Raw genomic sequence first — 17,304 nt, 5'->3', positions numbered from 1 at the left:
AGATAACCATGTTTAAACTTGCGCCGAATATCGACCTTTTGTTCGCTGAAGCAGGCGAAAGTGCCGCTGATCGTGTACGAGCGGCGGCAGCGGCCGGATTCGATGCCGTTGAGATGTGGGGTCCAACGGGCAAGGACATCCCCGCGCTGAAGGCCGCATTGGAGGAGACCGGAGTGCAGCTCACCGCCCAGCTGGCGGAGCCGCGGATGCAGTTCATGATTCCTCCGAAAAACCACGAACCCTTCTACGAGGGGCTCGATGCCGGCGTCGAGGTTGCGCGCCAGCTTGGCTGCCCACGCATTGTGGTTGGAAGCGGAACAGGCTTTGGCGGCCGCAAGCGACAGGACCAACTCGATGAGCTCATCGAGATCTTCACCAAGGGCGTGAACCACATCCAGGGGTCCGGCATCACCTTGGTCCTGGAGCCCGTCAACGTGCGCGTGGACCATCCCGGGGCCCTCCTGGACCGGACGTCGGAGGCCGTCTACATTGCGCGCGGCGTGAATTCGCCCGGGTTCGGAGTCCTGTACGACCTCTACCACTCCACCGTTGAAGGCGAGGATGTGGCCGCGGAACTGGCCAATGCGGGCGACCTCATCAAGTACGTTCAAATCGCGGACGCGCCGGGCCGGGGCGAGCCGGGTTCCGGTTCGATCGATTGGAACGCGCGGCTGGGAGACCTGGAGTCCAGCGGGTACAGCGGGCCGATCGGACTCGAATACTACCCAACCATCGCCACCGCGAAGTCCGTCCGACGCATCCAGGAATTGGTGGCCGCCCGGTGAGTCAGCGGTTCTACCCTTCGGCGGTTGACGTTGCAATCGTCGGCAGCGGTCCTACGGCGTCCACCTATGCGCGAATCCTGAGCGAGGAAGCGCCTGAGGCTACCATCGCAATGTTCGAGGTGGGCCCAACCGTCAGCAATCCTCCGGGCGCACATGTGAAGAACATCGCTGATGAGCAGGTTCGCGCCGCCGCGCAGCTTGCTTCCGAAGGCCCGGGCGCGGGCGCAGCGACCGTGAACTCGCCAGGTGCCGTGAAGAGCGGCGAACGCAGGGCGCGGCCAGGAACCTACTTGCTCAGTGAGGGCTATGCCTTCCCCGGCGAAGACGGCATGCCCGTTGCCGCAATGTCCAGCAACGTCGGTGGCATGGGGGCGCACTGGACTGCGGCGTGCCCCCGCCCTTCCGGCGAGGAGCGCATCAGTTTCATTCAGGACCTGGACGAATTGCTGGACGACGCCGAGCGTCTCCTGGGCGTCACGACCCACGCCTTTGACGGCGCTCCCTTCTCGGATCTCGTCCGCGGGCGGTTGGCGGCTGTGGTCGACGAGGGGCGTGAGTCCGCCCTGCGCGTCCAGCCCATGCCCCTTGCGGTCCACCGCGAAGCTGACGGCCGCCTCATGTGGTCAGGTGCCGACGTCGTCATGGGCGAGGCAACCCGGCAGAATCCGCGCTTTGAACTTTTCGACGAGTCGCTGGTCACCAAAGTAATGCTCGACGGCGGCAGGGTTGCGGGCGTCGAAGTCCAGGACCGCCGGACGGGCGGGAGCCATACGGTCGCGGCACGCTTCGTGGTGGTTGCGGCGGATGCGCTGCGGACCCCTCAGCTGCTCTGGGCTTCGGGTATCCGGCCGAAGGCACTGGGCCGCTACCTCAATGATCAACCGCAGGTGGTATTTGCCAGTCGACTGGAAGGCGTCACGGCCCCTGCGCAGGAGGAAGCGCCGCAGGAGGAAGCGCCGCAAGGCCGGGGCGGGCTCACGCAGCAAAGCGGCGTGGCCTGGGTTCCGTACACCGATGATGTCCCTTTCCACGGCCAGATTATGCAGTTGGATGCCTCGCCGGTGCCATTGGCTGACGACGATCCCGTGGCGCCCGGTTCGATTGTTGGCCTGGGGCTGTTTTGCGCCAAGGATCTACAGCGCGAGGATCGCGTGGCCTTTGATGATGACGTCCGGGACGCTTACGGAATGCCGGCCATGCGCATCCATTACCGCCTGACGGAGCGCGACCATGAGGTGATCGAGCGGGCAAAGGCGGAGATTGTGCGGCTTGGGAAGGCAGTGGGACGTCCCTTGGACGAACGTCCCTTCGCGCTGCCACCGGGCGCATCACTGCACTACCAGGGCTCGACGCGCATGGGCCGTGCAGACGACGGGGAAAGTGTTTGCTCTCCGAATAGCGAAGTCTGGGGAGCCGCGGGGCTTTTCGTTGCCGGCAACGGGGTTATTCCTACTGCGACGGCCTGTAATCCAACGCTGACGGCTGTCGCCCTTGCCGTGCGTGGAGCCCGCAAAATCGCTGAAGAGCTGGATAACTCTTTACTTATGTCAGAATCAGACAATAGAATTACTAAATAAGGAAGAAGTCGCTGCGGAAGCCTCAAGCCCCGCAGCAAGACAAGGAGATCCCATGATTGCCGACCGCATGATCGAGCAGGGAACGCTCACCACTGAAGGCGACCGAACCGCCGTCGAAGTCCGTATCCCGTGGTACCGGGCCCTGCCGGGTTCCTGCATTGCCGGGGCCGCGCTCACCATCGACGGTGTGGCCGCTCCCGAGGAGTCGTTGCGCTGGACCATGAACAACCGCACCTTCAGCTTTGGCGAGCTGGTGGAGGAGACGGATGAGTGGTGGTTTCCACTGGATTCGGCAGTTCTTTCTGGCGAGCTGCCCCTGACGGATCCGGAGGCGGACCACGAAGTACGGGTGGACCTCAAGCTCTACATCCCCTACATCACCACTGACCACGGCGTGTTGCACATCGAAGAGAACGACACCAAGACCATGAAGGTAGGACAGCGATGACCGGCCTCGGCACTCCCATTCAGGGCGTTACCCTTTACAGCTTCACCCGCGCTTTCCATAGCCGGCAGTACGACCTTGACGGCCTGATCCGCAAGGTAGCTGCAGAGGGTTTTGGGCCAGGTCTTGAAATCATTGGATTCTCAAGCCTGCGGGGCTTCCCGGGCCGGATCGATGACTCGTTCGTAGGCCACTTCCGTGATCTCGTTTCCGAAGTGGAACTGCTTCCCACCTCACTGGCCGTCAACGTTGACACGGGCATCCGCAGGGACCGCCTCATGAACCACGACGAGCTTGTGGAGTACATGCGCAAGCAAATCGAGGTCGCCTCCAGGCTGGGCTTCCCGATCGCCCGCGTCCAAATCTCCCTGACGCCCGATGCCATGGAAAGCCTGCTACCAGTGGCCGAAAAGTACGGTGTCACCCTGGCGCTTGAAGTCCACGCACACCAGCACGGTGCCCACGAACTTATCCTCGCTTTACGCGACCGCTTCGACAAGTTGGGCTCCCCGCTCCTTGGCTTCACGGCCGACTGGGGTGCCACCGTCAGCGGCTTCGCGCCGTCGCTCCTTGAGGCCTACCGGCGCCGGGGCGCCTCCGAAGAGCTGCTCCAACAGGTTGTGGCCATGTGGAACGGCTTCTACGCAGAAGGCCCACCCACCACCGAGAAGGCCCACGGCGAACGTTTCGGAGCCTTCATTGGCCTGGCCGCCCGCAACGGCCGTCCGGACCTGGGCATCGACTTCGCGATCAATGGAACCGGCCTCTTTGGCCCGGCCCCCATTGATACCTGGCTGGAAATCATGCCGTTCGTCCGCCACGTGCACGGCAAGTTCTTTGGCATCGACGAGAACGGCGAGGAACCTTCCGTGCCCGTACGCGACCTCGTCCGCCTGCTCGTCGAGAACGGCTACTCCGGCGCAATTTCCAGTGAATACGAGGGGTGGCACTGGAACAACTGGCAGGACCCCTTCGAGATCATCCGTGGCGAACAGGCCATCCAGCGTTCAGCCGCTGCCAACGCCGGTTCGAGGATCATCACGGATCCTGCCGAAGCCCGCAGCATCCTCAACAGCCACCTCACCCAGCCGGTCCTCGGCTGATACGAACGGATAACCACCATGTCTACAGGCATCGCAGGCTCGGGCATCGAGCTTGGTATCACCCTCTACTCACTGACCTCTGAATTTGCAGCAGGCCTTTACACTCCCGAGACGCTCATCAAGGCCGTGGCCGACGAAGGGCTCGGTCCCGGCGTCGAATTCAACATCGCGCAGATGCTGCGCACCTACCCTGATGTCGACGACGACTTCGTCAAACTCTGGCGCGACAGCATGGACCGGTACGGGCTGACCCCCAGCGCTGTGGGAACCAACCTGGACATGGGCCGCCGCAAGGACCGGGACATGACTCCGGACGAGGAATTTGACTTCTTTGCGCGTCAGCTGAAGACCGCGAACACGCTCGGCTTCCACAGGATCGTCATCCGTTCGGCAGGCAAGGAACTGCTGCGCCGGCTGCTGCCCCTCGCTGAGAAGTACGACCAGAAGCTCGGCTACGAAATCCACGCACCCCAGGGTCCGAACGACCCCAAGATCCTCCAGATCCGGGAGATGTACGACGAACTCGGCAGCGACCGCCTTGGTTTCACGGCAGACTTCAGTTCGACGATGCACAGCCTGTCGCCCACGCTGTTCCGGACGCTCACGCAAATGGGGCTGCCGGAAGAGCACTTCGCAGTCATGCAGGACATCTGGCGAAAGCCGCTGCCGATGCAGGAACGCAACCAGGAATTCGAGGACTACCTCCGCTCCAACAACTTCGATCCCGCAAACCTGGGGCCGTTCACCCGCCTGGCGTTCAACATGCATGGCCTGGTGGCACCCGAGGAATGGCTGGACATCATGCCGCAAATGTTCCACGTGCACGCCAAGTTCTACGACATTGACGAGAACGGCAATGAGCCGGCCATGGACATTCCGCGCATCGTCCGCCAGTTCGTCAAGGGCGGCTACACAGGCTTCCTGTCCAGCGAATGGGAGGGCCACGCCTTTGCCGACCTCGGTGAATCGGACCCGATCGACCTCGTCAAGAAGCAGCACGCACTCATGCGGCGCGCGATTGAAGACTCCGTAGTACCGGCCTAGGGAGGCGTCCATGCCAGCAATCGATACGGACCTCAGCGCGGAGATCCAGCAGCTCCGGATGGAACTGCAGGAAGCCCGGCGCTTGGCACGCCGCGCGAACGACCGCGGCGAGATCGAGAACCTCTTCAACCGCTACATGTACCTGCACAACGCATTCCAGGACGAGCAGATCATTCCCCTGTGGGTAAAGCCGGGAACTCCCGGAATCCGCGCCAGGTACACCAACGCGGGCCAGTACACGGACTACGAAAGTGTCATCCGCTACCACCGGAACCGCCCGAATCCCGTAGGAAAGCTGATCCTGCACTACACCACAACCCCGGTCATCGAAGTCGCGGGCGACGGCGAAACCGCCAAGGGCGTATGGATCATGACCGGCAACGAATCCGGGCTGACGGATCCCGAGGTGGCAAAGGAAAGTCCGGACTACATGTACTCGCCAGGCGAAGTACAAGGCAAGAAGGTCTGGGCCCACTGGGTCTGGTGCAAGTACGCCGTGGACTTCCTCCGCCAGGACGGTGAATGGAAGATCTGGAAGTTCCGCTGCTACGAACTCCTGCGGGCGCCCTTCGAAGAAAACTGGATCAGCTTCGCCGAAAAGAACCAGCACGCCTTCGCCCTGGACCTTATGTACTTCGGCGACGACGGCAAACCCGTTTTCATGCCGCCTGCGGACGAGCCGGTGCCAGCCGAGTACCACCCGTACAACCCATCGGCCAGGCAGACACTGGAGCCGCAGCCGCCCGTACCCCACCCAACCTTCACCGAGACTTTTGAGTAAGGATCATCATGGCAACCCACAACTCCCTTTTCCAGGACGCTGACGTCCGCCGGCACCCCGAGGGTATCTCTGTCTCCGTGCAGTTGCCTTGGTACCGCAGCCTGTGGCTCTCCGCCGTCGACGACGTCGCAGCCACGGTCAACGGCGTGGAAATCCCCAAGTCTGCGCTGCGGTTCGAGCTGCAGGGACGCTCGTATTCAATCGAGGAACTCCCGGACCAGTGGGAGACCCTCTGGTTCGTCGCTGACAAGCCGGACATCATCATCCCACTGGACCGCGTGCCCGACTCAGGTGAGGAGATCGACGTCGAGGTTACCCTCACCCTGCGCCTGCTTTACATGCAGATCGCACCCATGCACTACGTGGGCAACCGCGTGGCGGTAGAGCGCAAGGTTGTGCTCGCATGACAAGCCTGCGGGTGGCCATGATCGGGTACGGGTTCATGGGAGCAGCCCACTCACAGGGCTGGCGAACGTCTCCCCGGGTTTTCGACCTTCCGGCCGACGCCGAGATGGCCGTGATCGTGGGCCGTGATGCCGCCGCCGTAGCAAAAGCCGCCAGTAAATGGGGCTGGGCCGAATCGGCAACGGACTGGCGCGAGGTCATCGCGCGCGACGACATCGACGTCGTGGACATCGTGACGCCCGGCGATTCACATGCGGAGATCGCCATTGCCGCGTTGGATGCAGGCAAGCACGTCCTGTGCGAGAAGCCCCTGGCCAACACTGTGGCCGAAGCCGAGGCGATGGCTGCGGCTGCTGAACGTGCCACCGCGCGAGGTGTGAAGGCCATGGTGGGTTTCACGTACCGTCGGGTTCCGGCCGTGACGTTCCTGCGTCAGCTCATCGCCGAGGGCGTGGTGGGCCGGATCGCGCACGTCCGTGCCTCGTACCGCCAGGACTGGCTGGTGGATCCGGACATGCCGCTGGCATGGCGGCTCCAGAAGGAGCACGCAGGTTCCGGCGCGTTGGGGGACATCGGAGCCCACGCCATTGACTTGGTGGAGTTCGTCACCGGCATGGACGTGGAACAGGTATCCGGTGTGCTGGACACGATCGTCAAACAGAGGCCGCTGCTTGGCAGCGGATCGGGGCTCTCCGGAAAGGCCGCTGCCGGGTATGGGCAAGTCACCGTGGATGACATCGCCATTTTCACGGGCCGCTTGGCGTCCGGGGCGCTTGCCTCCTTCGAGGCCACGCGTTTTGCGACCGGGCGAAAGAATGCGCTCACGATTGAGATTTCCGGGGACAAGGGTGCTTTGGCTTTCGACCTCGAAGACCTGAACAGCATCCAGTTCTACGATCGGACCGCCCCTGCCGACCAGCAGGGATTCCGGAAGATTCTGGTCACCGAGCCCGTGCACCCCTACGTGGCAGCCTGGTGGCCGGCCGGACACATGTTGGGCTACGAGCATGGCTTCTCCCATCAGGTCAAGGACCTCGTGGAGGGCATTGTCCGGAACACGGACCCGCACCCCACATTTGCCGATGGCCTGCGGGTCCAGCGTGTACTGGACGCCGTGGAACGCAGCTCCAACAACGATTCTGTATGGACCCGCGTCGCCGCCGACGTTCCGGTCCAGGCGTAGGTTCCAGACGTAGGAAGGACGAAAGACATGGCACGACCAATAACCCTGTTCACTGGGCAGTGGGCGGATTTGCCGTTCGAAGAGGTCGCCCGGCTCGCTGGAGAGTGGGGCTATGACGGGCTTGAAATCGCGTGCTGGGGCGACCACCTTGACCCGTGGCGATGGGACGACGACGCCTACGTCCAGGACAAGCTCGACATCCTGGAACGCAATGGCCTGAAGGTATGGACCATCGCCAACCACCTCAAGGGACAAGCGGTCTGCGACGATCCCATCGACCAGCGGCACCGGGACATCCTCCCGGATGTCGTGTGGGGCGACGGTGATCCTGAAGGCGTGCGACGCCGTGCTGCCGAGGAAATGAAGAACACGGCCCGGCTGGCCGCCAAGCTTGGCGTCAAGACGGTCACGGGTTTTACGGGCTCGTCCATTTGGAAGTACGTGGCCATGTTCCCGCCGGCCAGCGAAAAGATGATCGACGCCGGATACAAGGACTTCGCGGACAGGTGGAACCCCATCCTGGACGTCTTCGACGAGGTGGGTGTTCGCTTCGCCCATGAAGTGCATCCGTCCGAGATCGCCTACGACTACTGGACCACCCATAGGACCTTGGAGGCGATCGGCCACCGGGAGTCGTTCGGCTTGAACTGGGACCCCAGCCACATGGTCTGGCAGGACATCGACCCCGTCGGGTTCCTTTGGGACTTCCGCGATCGCGTCTACCACGTGCACTGCAAGGACACGAAGAAGCGCCTCGGCAACGGCCGGAACGGCCGGCTGTCCTCGCACCTGCCCTGGGCCGATCCTCGTCGGGGTTGGGATTTCATCTCAACAGGCCACGGAGATGTTCCCTGGGAGGACGCCTTCCGGATGCTGAACGCCATTGATTACAAAGGCCCGTTGTCCGTCGAATGGGAAGACGCCGGAATGGATCGCCTGGTCGGTGCCCCCGAGGCGCTGGGCTTCGTCAGGAAGCTCTCCTCCTATGAGCCGTCCGCTGCGGCTTTCGACGCCGCTTTCAGCACCAAGTAAGGGACCACTGTGTGGTCGCGCAGACGCAGCAGGAGTGTGACCGTAAGGATCCCGGTGCGCGCATCACCGTGTTCACCTAGTGGGAGACGTTCAGGGTGACGGTGGTTCCCTTGCCCGGCCTGCTTTCGAGGTTTATTTGTCCGCCGTGGGCTTCAACGATGGCTTTGCTGATTGATAGTCCCAGGCCGGCACCGGGGATGGCGGTCTTCATGGCTTGGTCGGATCGGAAGAATTTGGTGAATGCCTGCCGTTGTTCTTCTGCAGTCATGCCGATGCCTTGGTCGCTGATCGCACAGATGAATCCGCCGTTCTGCCTTCTCAGGGAAACCGTGACTTCACTGCCGTGCGGTGAGAATTTGATGGCGTTCGAGAGCAGCTGCTCGATGGCCCTGGTGAACTGCCCGGGATCAACCTCAGCCTCGAGGTCGGCGTCGATGTGGTCATGGATGATGATGCCTTTGGCCGATGCTTCCTGCTGTGCCGATCGGGCCGCTGCGTCCATCAAACGGGAGAGGTTGGCCGGCCGGCGACGGATCTCAAGGTCCTCGGACGCCACCAGCAGGAGGTCGTTTATCAGGGTCAGCAGGCGTTGGGCGTTTCGCTCGATCACCTGTAGGTACCCCGGGTTCGGGTCATTTCCCAGAAGCTCAAGGAAGCCGAGCATGGATGTCAGAGGGGTTCGAAGTTCGTGGGAGACGGTTGCCACGAACTTGTCCTTCGCTTCAAGCGCGGATACCAGCGTTGTGACGTCGGTGAAGGCCAGAACCGAACCCTTCAGCTGGCCATCGTCGTCATGAAATTGTCTTGCCGCGACCGAGAAGACCAGCTGCTCGTCCTCCTGGCCCACACGGATCAGCTTGTTGGTAAAGCTGCGGCCGGACATGGCAAGCCCTACTGGGCTATCGGGCAGTTGAGCTGTGTCATCCGTAGCAGTGAATGGGTTGTGGCCGGGAATCTGTTGGGCGGCTTTCCGGTCCGCGCGCAGACGGTGATTGGTAAGGATGTCGTTGCCGCCGGCGTCGATCGCCCACACGCCGACGTTCACCGTTTCCAGGACGGCGTCAAGAAGTTGCTGATGATCCTGTGTGGCCTTGTGCAGGCGGACAAGCTCCCTGTCCTTCAGGTCTTGCATGTTCCTGTGCTTGACTACGACACCTGCCACCAGATGGGCTGTCACGGCGAACCCGGCCAGGATGACAGGAACAACAATCATCCGGATGAGTTCGGTTTGCTCCACTTCGTGTCCCAGCACGTACGGGGAGGCGATGATTCCGCAGAAGGGACCGGCGATTGCCAGGACAAGGCGTGTCCGGCTCGCGCTTAGGGAAAGCCAAATGACCGGGAACACTATGAGCAGCGTTACGACACTCAGGACGGGGCCGCCGACCTCGCGGGTGAGTGCCAGAACGACGAAATCCACTAACGGTATGAGCACAAAAGTCCCGGGCGGAAGCCGGTTCCAGGGAACAGCAACGCAGGCAACGAGCATCAGCAGATGAACCACCAGCATCAGCTGAAAGGCAGTGTCAGTCATCGTTTCGGGACTGAAAAGAATGGCGAAGACGACGATCAGGCCCATGGCCAGCGTCACCGGCAGTTGGCACAGGGCGACGGCCCTGCGTCGGCCGATTCTGTCGAAGAAGTCGTCCAATGGCATAAAAACGGACGTGTCCTGCATAATCGCTAGCCCTCTCCCCAGAAGCCGCCCACAAGTACAGGCTTGATGTCGATAGCCACAGCATAGTCAGGAGTGGCCCGAATAGTGTGCGGCCCGGCAACACCAAAAGTACGTGCTTCATGCAGGGACCAGGCACCAAGTCATCGTGCCGGGGACCCCGAGCGTTTCGTGGCGGGGCGGGAAGCCCAGGACTCATTCATCCGAGGAGTGCGTCCTCGTCCTGGAAGGCCAGCTTGTGGTTGAGGTCAACGGCGTGAGTCACGCCCTGGGTGCAGGTGCTACCGGGCTACCGGCCTTACCGGGCGGCGTTCGCGGTCGCGGTGGCCGCGCCTGTGCCCAACGCGTCCTTGGCAAGCTCCAGATGCCGTCTGGTCATGACCGTGGGATCGTCCTGGAGCCATTCGTGACCTCCCCATTCGCTGGTGAGCGTGCCCACAAAGCCTTCCTCACCCAGGAGACGGCCGAGTTGCTGAAGCGGCGGGGACACCCGCCCGTCAGTATCCTGGAGGTCCCAGAATTTCAGGTGGAACGCGCCTACGAGCGGCAGGATTCCCTTGAGTTCCGATGCGTCACTGCGTCCAAAACGGATCACCAGGTTCATGAAGAGAGTGTGGATCGCGGGTGGAACCACGTCTGAGCGCAGTGCCGTAACGACGGCGTCGTGGGTCGCCGGGTCTTTCCAATCGGTCTCCAGCCGTGCAAGTAGGTCCGCTGCCACACCCGCCTTTGCCAGTTCCTCTAGATAGGTCACCGGGAGCGCAGGCATCAACATGCTGATGTCCACCAGGACCCGGATCCGATCGTCGTCCAGGGACGAGATGTGGTCCAGGGCAGGCAGCACCTGGGGATTCCGCGGGTGCTGTTGGCCTTGGATTTCCTCGAAGAGAACAAGATCGAGGTCGTGCAGCAGTGGTTGGACCAGTTTGAGCAGCTCCGGTCCGGCCTGTCCGATCGGAAGCCGGACCCCTGTTGCCCCGACGCGGTGGGCGGCTTTGAGTTGCGGTAACAGGAACTCCAGCCGCTGGGCGGTGGTGCGGCGTGCCGTCGTCGGCAAGTAGTCATCAAGACTGCAGCCGACGATGCTCACGCTGCCACCCGCCGCCTCCATGGCGCTGCGGAAGGCGCCGACTTCCTGGTCCTGTGGGGCAGGAAACGTCCGCCACAACAGCCCGGGTTCCAGTTCCACAACTGTGGCGATCCCTGCTTTGGCAATGCCGGTGACGATCTCGGCGCTGGTCCTTTCGGATGCGATGATTTCCGGCGTCCAGTTGAAGGCGCTGGCAGCCAACGTCCATCCCGAAGGTAAGGGGGTTTCCATGGGGAGCCTTTCCATATAAGTATCTTAATGACAAACTTATGTCACTTTCAGGCAAAGGAGCATGTGATGTTGAAGAACGCCCTGCGCGAGGATGCCTTGAGCTTTGGTCCGGATGGATTTGAGCTTCGGTTGGGCCTTCCGTGGATTCGTTCAATGCCGCTGTCCTCTATCCGGGGCCTTTCCGTCTCCGTGGATGGCTGGTCTCCGGCGGAAGGGGAGTTGCGGGTCAGGTTGGGTCAACGGGCCATCCCCGCGGATGCCTTGGCGGGAGAGTCTGGTTGGTGGTTCATTCAGGACCGCCTGGTGATCCTGTTCCCGGTCAATCGGTTCCGTGATCGCAGTGGCAGCCGGCGGAAAGTGTCCGTGGACTTCGAGTTGATGGTTCCGTACCTGCGTGGTGGGGCAGATGGGCCGTTGGTCCTGCCCTTCCACTTGGAAGCGATGTTGCAGGCCTCGCAGGTGGTCCCGCGGGGAGTCTCGCTCGACGTCGCATAAAAGCGGATTTCCGAGCGGGGTGTGCAGGCTGGCACACCCCGCCGTTTCATGTCACTTCTGCGTTGCAGGCTCTCCGGCCTCCACCCACTCCGTGAACATCTTGCGGACCATGGGTTCCAACGTTGTGGGCCACCAATCCCCGCCCTCCACGGCTTGTCCCAGGTCCTCGGGTGTTGGAACGGTGACTTCGCCTGTGGCCGCCCACTCCGCGCTGCGTGGGAAGAGTGCTCGGAAGGCGGGGTGGCTCATCGCCTGGACATTGTGGCCGATACCTATGGAGACGGAGCGGCCCGCACCGTATTCCACGGCCCACGCCACCGGATGCTCATCGCCCATTCCCGGCATGCTCCGCCACTGCCCGGGCACCTGCGTGTAGCGCAAGGGGTTGTCCCAGCCCTTGAGCAGGATGGTCTTCCTGACACCTTCGGGCCATTTAAGTCCAACGTAAAGGTCGTCGTTGTAATGCGGGAACTCGCTGGGCCACCCTTCCGTGATGGGGTGCGCTTCAGCGGTGTGGATAAGAAAATCGTTGTTGGGTGCCCGGCGCGAGGTATCCTCGCGCATCACACCGCCCAGAAGGCGTTCATACTCGGGATCCCAGCCCACCCCGCCGGCCAGCGTTGGATGGTAGGCAATGATGCCCTTGCCGCCAGCCACGAAATCGAACAGGGCTTGTTCTGCTGCCTGGCCAAACCGCTCCTCCGGCACGTCGCGCCAAGGATCATGGCGGCCGTAGTAGTTCAGCACGACGAGGTCGTAGGGCTTGAGGGTGCCGGCCGTTGCTCCGCGGAATTCTTCGGTGACGCGCACCTCGAAACGGCCGGTTTCTTCCAATGCCGCCTTGAGCGCCGGGGTGGTCTGACGCCAGTCGTGGTGGACGTCGGTCATGCCGGTAATGATCAGCGTCTTAATGGTTCCGGGCATTCGTGGGACACTCCTTCGCGACTCGACTTATGATCCGAGGATACATGCTTAAGTCGGAATCAGGAAGAAGTTTTCCGCCGTAAGGTGCCTAGCTCAACGTCAGGGTTTTGATTGGGCCTGGCTTGCCTTGGGCAAACCAGCGCGGGAACGTGGCCTCAAAGAGTTGTTCGCGCGCCAGCTCAGCGCCGCCCCGCAGGGGTTCGCGTTCGTCGTTCACGGACAGAAGGATCCGCAGGTCCCTGGTGGCCAGTGGAAGGGACAGTTCGTAAACGCGTTGCCGCACTTCAGCGAGGTACACCTCGCCGGCGGATGCCATGGCCCCGCCGATCACAATGATCCCTGGGTTGAACATGTTGACCAAGGCTGCGATTGATTCACCCACAACCCGTGCTGAGCGCTGAAGCAAGCGCACTGCCAGGGCGTCACCGCTGATGGCTGCCAGCGCGATGCCCTCGGGCGAGAGGGGTTGCCCCTTCTCGACGGATGTGGCAAGTGGGCCCGTGGCGCCTTCCTTGATGGCAAGTTCCGCATCACGGATCAATGCCCAGCCTCCGGCGACGGCTTCCAGGCAGCCGACCTTTCCGCACCGGCAGAGTGCGTCCGAGTCCGGCACCCGCACATGCCCGATGTCGCCGGCCGCACCGTTGGCGCCCCGGTGAATGCGTCCCTGCGAGAGCAGTCCGGCGCCGATGCCCGATCCGATCTTGCAGTAGATGAGGTCGGCGTATGCGTCGCGCCTGCGCGCCCGTTCACCCAAGGCGAGGAGGTTGACGTCGTTGTCCACCCAGACCGGAGCATCAAAGCGTTCCTCGAAGGGGGTGCGGATGTCCGAACCGTTCCAGCCGGGCATGATCGGTGGCGCCACTGGCTGTCCGCTCTCGAAGTCAACGGGGCCGGGAACGCCCACAACCACAGACCAGACAGGCAGTTCCGCGGCGCTTCCAAGGAGGTCATCCAGGAGCTCCATGGCGGCCTTCAAGGTCTCCGCCGGTCCGCGCGCAATGTCCCACTCGCGGTGCCTCTGGTCGATGATGTCTCCGTCCAGCTCCGCGTAGCCCACCCTGATGTGCAGGGCGCCGAGGGCGCACACGATGATCCGTCCTTGCTCTGAGCGGAAGCGGAGCGTCCTCGGTGCGCGGCCTCCCGACGAAGCGCCGAACTCACCGTCCCCGAGGAAGCCCATCTGGATCGCCTGGTCCACCCGTTGCGTCACCACGCCCCGGCCCAGGCCGGTAACGCGGCCAATTTCGGGACGGGTTGTTGCTTCCCCCGTGCGCACAAGGTTGACGATGCGGAGCAAGCTCGTGACTTCGTCTGTCTGCGCACCGAACCGGAGTGTGGAATCTGTGGTCATAACTCAAAATTGTCCCACAAGAAGGTCACTAATGTGCGGAATTTGGTGCACTATAGCCAGAACCGAATGAACTTAGGAATGATGCTGACAAAAGGAGCACGCGTCATGACATGGAAAGTGGGTTTCCTGGGCGCCGGGCCTGGCGTCGCGGCCCTTCATCTTCCAACGTTGGGCCGTTTGGACGATAAATTCCGGGTGGCTCACGTTGCGGATGCCGGCAGCGGACGTGCACGAACACTGGCTGAACCCCTGCATGCCAGCTGGTCAGCCGGGGACGGGGAGCTGCTGGCCGACCCGGACGTCGAGGTTGTGGCTATCTGCAGTCCGCCGGCGGAACATCAACGCCAGATCATGGCGGCGGTTGGGGCAGGCAAGAAAGCCATCTTCTGCGAAAAGCCTTTGGCCACCACCAAGGAGGCGGCGGAAGGTGTTGTGGCTGCTTGCCGCGTCGCCGGCGCCGTGTTGATGGTCGGAACCAATCACGCCTACGATCCCGGGTGGCTGCTGGCACGTCACCTGCTTGAGGAGGAGCAGGAGGCGCCTGAGTCCATTGCGGTCACGTTGGCACTGCCGCCGAACGGCCGCTACCATCAGCTGGTCTCGGAGTATGCTTCCTCCCAGGCCCAGGCCCAGGCCCAGGCCCAGGCCCAGGCCCAGGCCCAGGCGCCGGCCCAGGCACGGGCACAGGTCCAGTCCCCGGCCCGGGAGCGGCCCGACACCGCAGATCCTGGCGTTGCCGCCCACATCGTGAAGCAGCTGCTGACCGGTCTTGCCGTCCACGACCTTCCCGCGGTCCGGCATTTCGCGGCGGACATAGAGGAAGTGCAATACGCCCGGTTCGTTCCGCCGATCGGATACGCGGTGGGGTATAAAGCCAGCGGCGTCAACGTCCAATTGGCACTGACCATGCTGCCCGCGGGCCCGGATGTCCTCTGGAGGTTGACGTTTTCCTCGCCGGAGCAGCGGTTGGATCTTGAGTACCCGCCTCCTTTCGTCCATGCAGGCAGCGGCCGTGTCAGTGTGGCGCGCGCCGATGGGTCCAGGACGGAGTATCCGTCAGTGAAGCAGGATGGCTATGAGGCGGAGTGGCTGCACTTCGTGCACCTCCTCGAAGGCACCATTGCTGTGGACTACGACCAGATCCTGGCAGATGCCCTGTACCCGCTGGAGCTGGCCGATGCTGTCTTCGCCGCGATGACCACAGGAGATGTGCAGTGAGTGGGGCTCTAGCCGTTGTGGCCACGGCGCGGAATTACCGGGCCGCCGTCGCGGAGCTTCGCGGGAGTGCACGTCACAGTGAGCTCGTGCCGGGCGCCGTGGTGGTCATTCCGGGCGGAGGTCCGTGGTGGACATCGCTGTTGGAAGCGCAGGCAGCGGGGGCGGCTGCCGTCGTCGTCTCCAATCCTGGACGCGTTCCTCCCGAGGCAGGGTCTGCGCTGTCGGCTGACGCTGTCACTCTTCCCGTGGTTGTGGAGAGGCCGTACGCGCGGGCGGACATCCTTGCTGATGCCCTCGACGCGCGGGCCGGAAATGCTCCGACGATGGTGACTGTGGAATGCGCAGCGCCTGCCCCGGACCTGGGGGCGACCTTGCGTGACGGGTTGCGGTGGGCCGCTGTGCTGGCAGGAGGGCCGCTCAGTTACTGCGGCGGTGGGGACGGCACCTTCCTCCTCGAGGCAGCCGGCGTGTCCGGCCCGGTTCCTGTGACCGCCGGGGTGCGGCTGTTGACAGGGGACGCGCGTGATCCGCTGCTTCGGGTGATGGCCTTGGGGGAGGTCCGCTCGGAGATTGAGTCTGGAAGGGTTGGAGCGGGCGTTCGCCTTGAGACAGCCACCTTCAACGGGACAATCCAGGCTCCACTGCGGTACGAAACGCCGGCGCGCCTGGCACTCCGCAGGGCCTTGGATTCCTGCCGTTCGGGCGAGCGGCCCGCCGATTTGGAACACCTCCTCAGCGATCACGACCTCGCCGTGCATCTCCTCGAACCGCATAAGTAACACTGATCTTCGGCATAGGTAATATCCTCTTCCCTGATGCGCTGCAGGGGCCAGAGACTTGATGTGGGCAGATTTACAGACCACTGAAAGGATCGAAGATGATCAAGCTTCTCTCCCACCTCTCCTACGTAGCAATTACCACTCCCGACGTCGAGGCCTCGGTTGATTTTTACGTCAACCAGGTGGGGCTCAAGGTAGTGGACCGCGTTGACGGCGCCGTCTACCTCCGGTGCTGGGGCGACTATTACCGCTACAGCGTGGTTGTTGTTCCGGGCGACGAGCCGGCACTGGAAACCATGGCATGGCGGACGTCCAGCGCCGAGGCACTGGACGAAGCGGTGCGACGCATCGAAGCGGCAGGGGTCAACGGCGAATGGACGGATATCCATGGCATTGGCCGTGGTTACCGGTTCGTGGGGCCGTGGGGCCACAGCATGACACTGCACTGGGACGTTACGCGATACCAGGGTGAGGGCCAGGATCTTTCCATCTACCCGGACCGCCCGGCGCGCCGCAGCAAGGTGGCAGGCGCACCCCGCCAGCTGGACCACGTGACCATCGCAACCAGTGACGTGGACGGGTTCGCCAAGTGGTACAACGATGTTCTTGGCTTCCGCATCATGGCCCGGACCGTCCTGGACGAGGCCCCCATCTCGGTGTTCTCCGTGCTGACCACCAACGAGAAGTCCCACGACCTCGGCGTGGTCCTGGACGGCTCCACGCGTGCTGGACGCATCAACCACTACGCCTTCTGGGTGGATACCCGCGAAGAACTCCTGATCGCCGCGGACACCCTGATGGAAAACGGAATTCCGATCGAATATGGCCCCTCCATCCATGGCATCGGCGAGCAGAACTTCCTCTACTACCGGGAGCCGTCAACCCTTCGCATCGAGCTCAATACGGGCGGCTACCGCAACTACGTTCCCGACTGGGAGCCGAACACGTGGACCCCGTCCATTGGTTCGAACAACATGTACCGGAACGGCGCCATGCCGATGTCCATGACGGAGTCCTTTCCTCCGGCAGACGGCCCCAGCGCCACCGAAGAGGGCGTTCCGGACGAGATCAAGGAAGCCCTGTTCAACCCCTACGCCCGCCAGGGCCAGGGCTAAAACTCCAGGGTTATCACCGGCATGGGCATCCATGCCGGTGATAACCGCTATAACCACAAACTGATTTA

At 62.8% G+C, this 17,304-nt stretch carries 17 protein-coding genes; 13 read left to right on the top strand and 4 right to left on the bottom strand.

The window, feature by feature from the left end; all coding sequences use genetic code 11:
• The first annotated feature begins 8 nt into the window (after window positions 1-8).
• The 9 genes from ABIE18_RS02055 to ABIE18_RS02015 are packed head-to-tail and all read left to right on the top strand — an operon-like array spanning window position 9 to window position 8,355.
• Complete coding sequence (locus ABIE18_RS02055; protein ID WP_499720942.1) at window positions 9-785, top strand: TIM barrel protein; 777 nt, start codon at window positions 9-11, stop codon at window positions 783-785.
• Window positions 782-2,362, top strand: a complete 1,581-nt coding sequence (gene carA, locus ABIE18_RS02050; RefSeq protein WP_499720941.1) for a c-glycoside 3-oxidase CarA — start codon at window positions 782-784, stop codon at window positions 2,360-2,362. The genes ABIE18_RS02055 and carA overlap by 4 nt, the downstream gene beginning before the upstream one ends.
• Window positions 2,363-2,414: 52 nt before the next feature.
• On the top strand, window positions 2,415-2,810 hold the full coding sequence (locus ABIE18_RS02045) for a C-glycoside deglycosidase beta subunit domain-containing protein (RefSeq protein ID WP_224094049.1): 396 nt from the start codon (window positions 2,415-2,417) through the stop codon (window positions 2,808-2,810).
• On the top strand, window positions 2,807-3,910 hold the full coding sequence (locus ABIE18_RS02040) for a sugar phosphate isomerase/epimerase family protein (protein WP_499720940.1): 1,104 nt from the start codon (window positions 2,807-2,809) through the stop codon (window positions 3,908-3,910). Before ABIE18_RS02045 ends, ABIE18_RS02040 begins: the two co-directional genes overlap by 4 nt.
• Window positions 3,911-3,928: 18 nt before the next feature.
• Entirely contained in the window at window positions 3,929-4,954 is a 1,026-nt protein-coding gene (locus ABIE18_RS02035; protein WP_224166254.1) for a sugar phosphate isomerase/epimerase family protein, read from the top strand.
• A 10-nt stretch (window positions 4,955-4,964) separates the two neighbouring features.
• Entirely contained in the window at window positions 4,965-5,735 is a 771-nt protein-coding gene (locus ABIE18_RS02030; RefSeq protein WP_309929963.1) for a nuclear transport factor 2 family protein, read from the top strand.
• An 8-nt stretch (window positions 5,736-5,743) separates the two neighbouring features.
• Window positions 5,744-6,142, top strand: a complete 399-nt coding sequence (locus tag ABIE18_RS02025) for a C-glycoside deglycosidase beta subunit domain-containing protein (RefSeq protein WP_224094055.1) — start codon at window positions 5,744-5,746, stop codon at window positions 6,140-6,142.
• Window positions 6,139-7,323, top strand: a complete 1,185-nt coding sequence (locus ABIE18_RS02020; RefSeq protein WP_499720939.1) for a Gfo/Idh/MocA family protein — start codon at window positions 6,139-6,141, stop codon at window positions 7,321-7,323. The genes ABIE18_RS02025 and ABIE18_RS02020 overlap by 4 nt, the downstream gene beginning before the upstream one ends.
• A 27-nt stretch (window positions 7,324-7,350) precedes the next feature.
• A complete protein-coding gene (locus ABIE18_RS02015) occupies window positions 7,351-8,355 on the top strand; it encodes a sugar phosphate isomerase/epimerase family protein (RefSeq protein WP_499720938.1) in 1,005 nt (334 codons plus the stop codon).
• A 76-nt stretch (window positions 8,356-8,431) separates the two neighbouring features.
• Here the strand turns inward: ABIE18_RS02015 and ABIE18_RS02010 are convergent, their stop codons facing one another.
• Both ABIE18_RS02010 and ABIE18_RS02005 read right to left on the bottom strand, forming a co-directional pair.
• Window positions 8,432-10,012: a PAS domain-containing sensor histidine kinase gene (locus ABIE18_RS02010; RefSeq protein ID WP_499720937.1), complete on the bottom strand. Its 1,581-nt coding sequence runs from the start codon at window positions 10,010-10,012 to the stop codon at window positions 8,432-8,434.
• 316 nt (window positions 10,013-10,328) lie between these two features.
• The gene (locus tag ABIE18_RS02005) at window positions 10,329-11,351 is read right to left on the bottom strand and encodes an apurinic/apyrimidinic endonuclease family protein (RefSeq protein WP_499720936.1); all 1,023 of its coding nucleotides are present in this window, start codon (window positions 11,349-11,351) and stop codon (window positions 10,329-10,331) included.
• 66 nt (window positions 11,352-11,417) lie between these two features.
• Here ABIE18_RS02005 and ABIE18_RS02000 point away from each other — a divergent pair, with 66 nt between their 5' ends.
• Window positions 11,418-11,846, top strand: a complete 429-nt coding sequence (locus ABIE18_RS02000; protein WP_499720935.1) for a hypothetical protein — start codon at window positions 11,418-11,420, stop codon at window positions 11,844-11,846.
• Window positions 11,847-11,897: 51 nt separating this feature from the next.
• Here the strand turns inward: ABIE18_RS02000 and ABIE18_RS01995 are convergent, their stop codons facing one another.
• A complete protein-coding gene (locus tag ABIE18_RS01995; protein ID WP_499720934.1) occupies window positions 11,898-12,770 on the bottom strand; it encodes a ThuA domain-containing protein in 873 nt (290 codons plus the stop codon).
• An 88-nt stretch (window positions 12,771-12,858) separates the two neighbouring features.
• Window positions 12,859-14,124 carry an ROK family protein gene (locus ABIE18_RS01990; RefSeq protein WP_497960150.1) on the bottom strand — a complete coding sequence of 422 codons (1,266 nt, stop codon included), beginning with the start codon at window positions 14,122-14,124 and terminating at the stop codon, window positions 12,859-12,861.
• A gap of 105 nt (window positions 14,125-14,229) precedes the next feature.
• Between ABIE18_RS01990 and ABIE18_RS01985 the strand changes: the two genes are divergently transcribed.
• From ABIE18_RS01985 to ABIE18_RS01975, 3 genes are all read left to right on the top strand, one after another.
• Window positions 14,230-15,342 (top strand): Gfo/Idh/MocA family protein, encoded by a 1,113-nt coding sequence (locus tag ABIE18_RS01985; protein ID WP_499720933.1) that lies wholly within the window; start codon window positions 14,230-14,232, stop codon window positions 15,340-15,342.
• A complete protein-coding gene (locus tag ABIE18_RS01980) occupies window positions 15,339-16,121 on the top strand; it encodes a hypothetical protein (RefSeq protein ID WP_499720932.1) in 783 nt (260 codons plus the stop codon). The genes ABIE18_RS01985 and ABIE18_RS01980 overlap by 4 nt, the downstream gene beginning before the upstream one ends.
• Before the next feature lie 98 nt (window positions 16,122-16,219).
• A complete protein-coding gene (locus ABIE18_RS01975) occupies window positions 16,220-17,236 on the top strand; it encodes a VOC family protein (RefSeq protein ID WP_499720931.1) in 1,017 nt (338 codons plus the stop codon).
• Window positions 17,237-17,304: the final 68 nt, after the last annotated feature.

The organism is Arthrobacter sp. 2762 (assembly GCF_040548745.1).
In the GTDB taxonomy this organism is placed as follows: domain Bacteria; phylum Actinomycetota; class Actinomycetes; order Actinomycetales; family Micrococcaceae; genus Arthrobacter.
This window is presented reverse-complemented; position numbering and strand designations above follow the sequence as displayed.

What these genes read in the sequence shown, in the direction of transcription:
- ABIE18_RS02055 (WP_499720942.1), top strand. Translation starts at nt 9, where the DNA reads ATGTTTAAACTTGCGCCGAATATCGACCTTTTGTTCGCTGAAGCAGGC.
- ABIE18_RS02045 (WP_224094049.1), top strand. Translation starts at nt 2,415, where the DNA reads ATGATTGCCGACCGCATGATCGAGCAGGGAACGCTCACCACTGAAGGC.
- ABIE18_RS02040 (WP_499720940.1), top strand. Translation starts at nt 2,807, where the DNA reads ATGACCGGCCTCGGCACTCCCATTCAGGGCGTTACCCTTTACAGCTTC.
- ABIE18_RS02035 (WP_224166254.1), top strand. Translation starts at nt 3,929, where the DNA reads ATGTCTACAGGCATCGCAGGCTCGGGCATCGAGCTTGGTATCACCCTC.
- ABIE18_RS02030 (WP_309929963.1), top strand. Translation starts at nt 4,965, where the DNA reads ATGCCAGCAATCGATACGGACCTCAGCGCGGAGATCCAGCAGCTCCGG.
- ABIE18_RS02025 (WP_224094055.1), top strand. Translation starts at nt 5,744, where the DNA reads ATGGCAACCCACAACTCCCTTTTCCAGGACGCTGACGTCCGCCGGCAC.
- ABIE18_RS02020 (WP_499720939.1), top strand. Translation starts at nt 6,139, where the DNA reads ATGACAAGCCTGCGGGTGGCCATGATCGGGTACGGGTTCATGGGAGCA.
- ABIE18_RS02015 (WP_499720938.1), top strand. Translation starts at nt 7,351, where the DNA reads ATGGCACGACCAATAACCCTGTTCACTGGGCAGTGGGCGGATTTGCCG.
- ABIE18_RS02010 (WP_499720937.1), bottom strand. Translation starts at nt 10,012, where the DNA reads ATGCCATTGGACGACTTCTTCGACAGAATCGGCCGACGCAGGGCCGTC.
- ABIE18_RS02005 (WP_499720936.1), bottom strand. Translation starts at nt 11,351, where the DNA reads ATGGAAACCCCCTTACCTTCGGGATGGACGTTGGCTGCCAGCGCCTTC.
- ABIE18_RS02000 (WP_499720935.1), top strand. Translation starts at nt 11,418, where the DNA reads ATGTTGAAGAACGCCCTGCGCGAGGATGCCTTGAGCTTTGGTCCGGAT.
- ABIE18_RS01995 (WP_499720934.1), bottom strand. Translation starts at nt 12,770, where the DNA reads ATGCCCGGAACCATTAAGACGCTGATCATTACCGGCATGACCGACGTC.
- ABIE18_RS01990 (WP_497960150.1), bottom strand. Translation starts at nt 14,124, where the DNA reads ATGACCACAGATTCCACACTCCGGTTCGGTGCGCAGACAGACGAAGTC.
- ABIE18_RS01985 (WP_499720933.1), top strand. Translation starts at nt 14,230, where the DNA reads ATGACATGGAAAGTGGGTTTCCTGGGCGCCGGGCCTGGCGTCGCGGCC.
- ABIE18_RS01975 (WP_499720931.1), top strand. Translation starts at nt 16,220, where the DNA reads ATGATCAAGCTTCTCTCCCACCTCTCCTACGTAGCAATTACCACTCCC.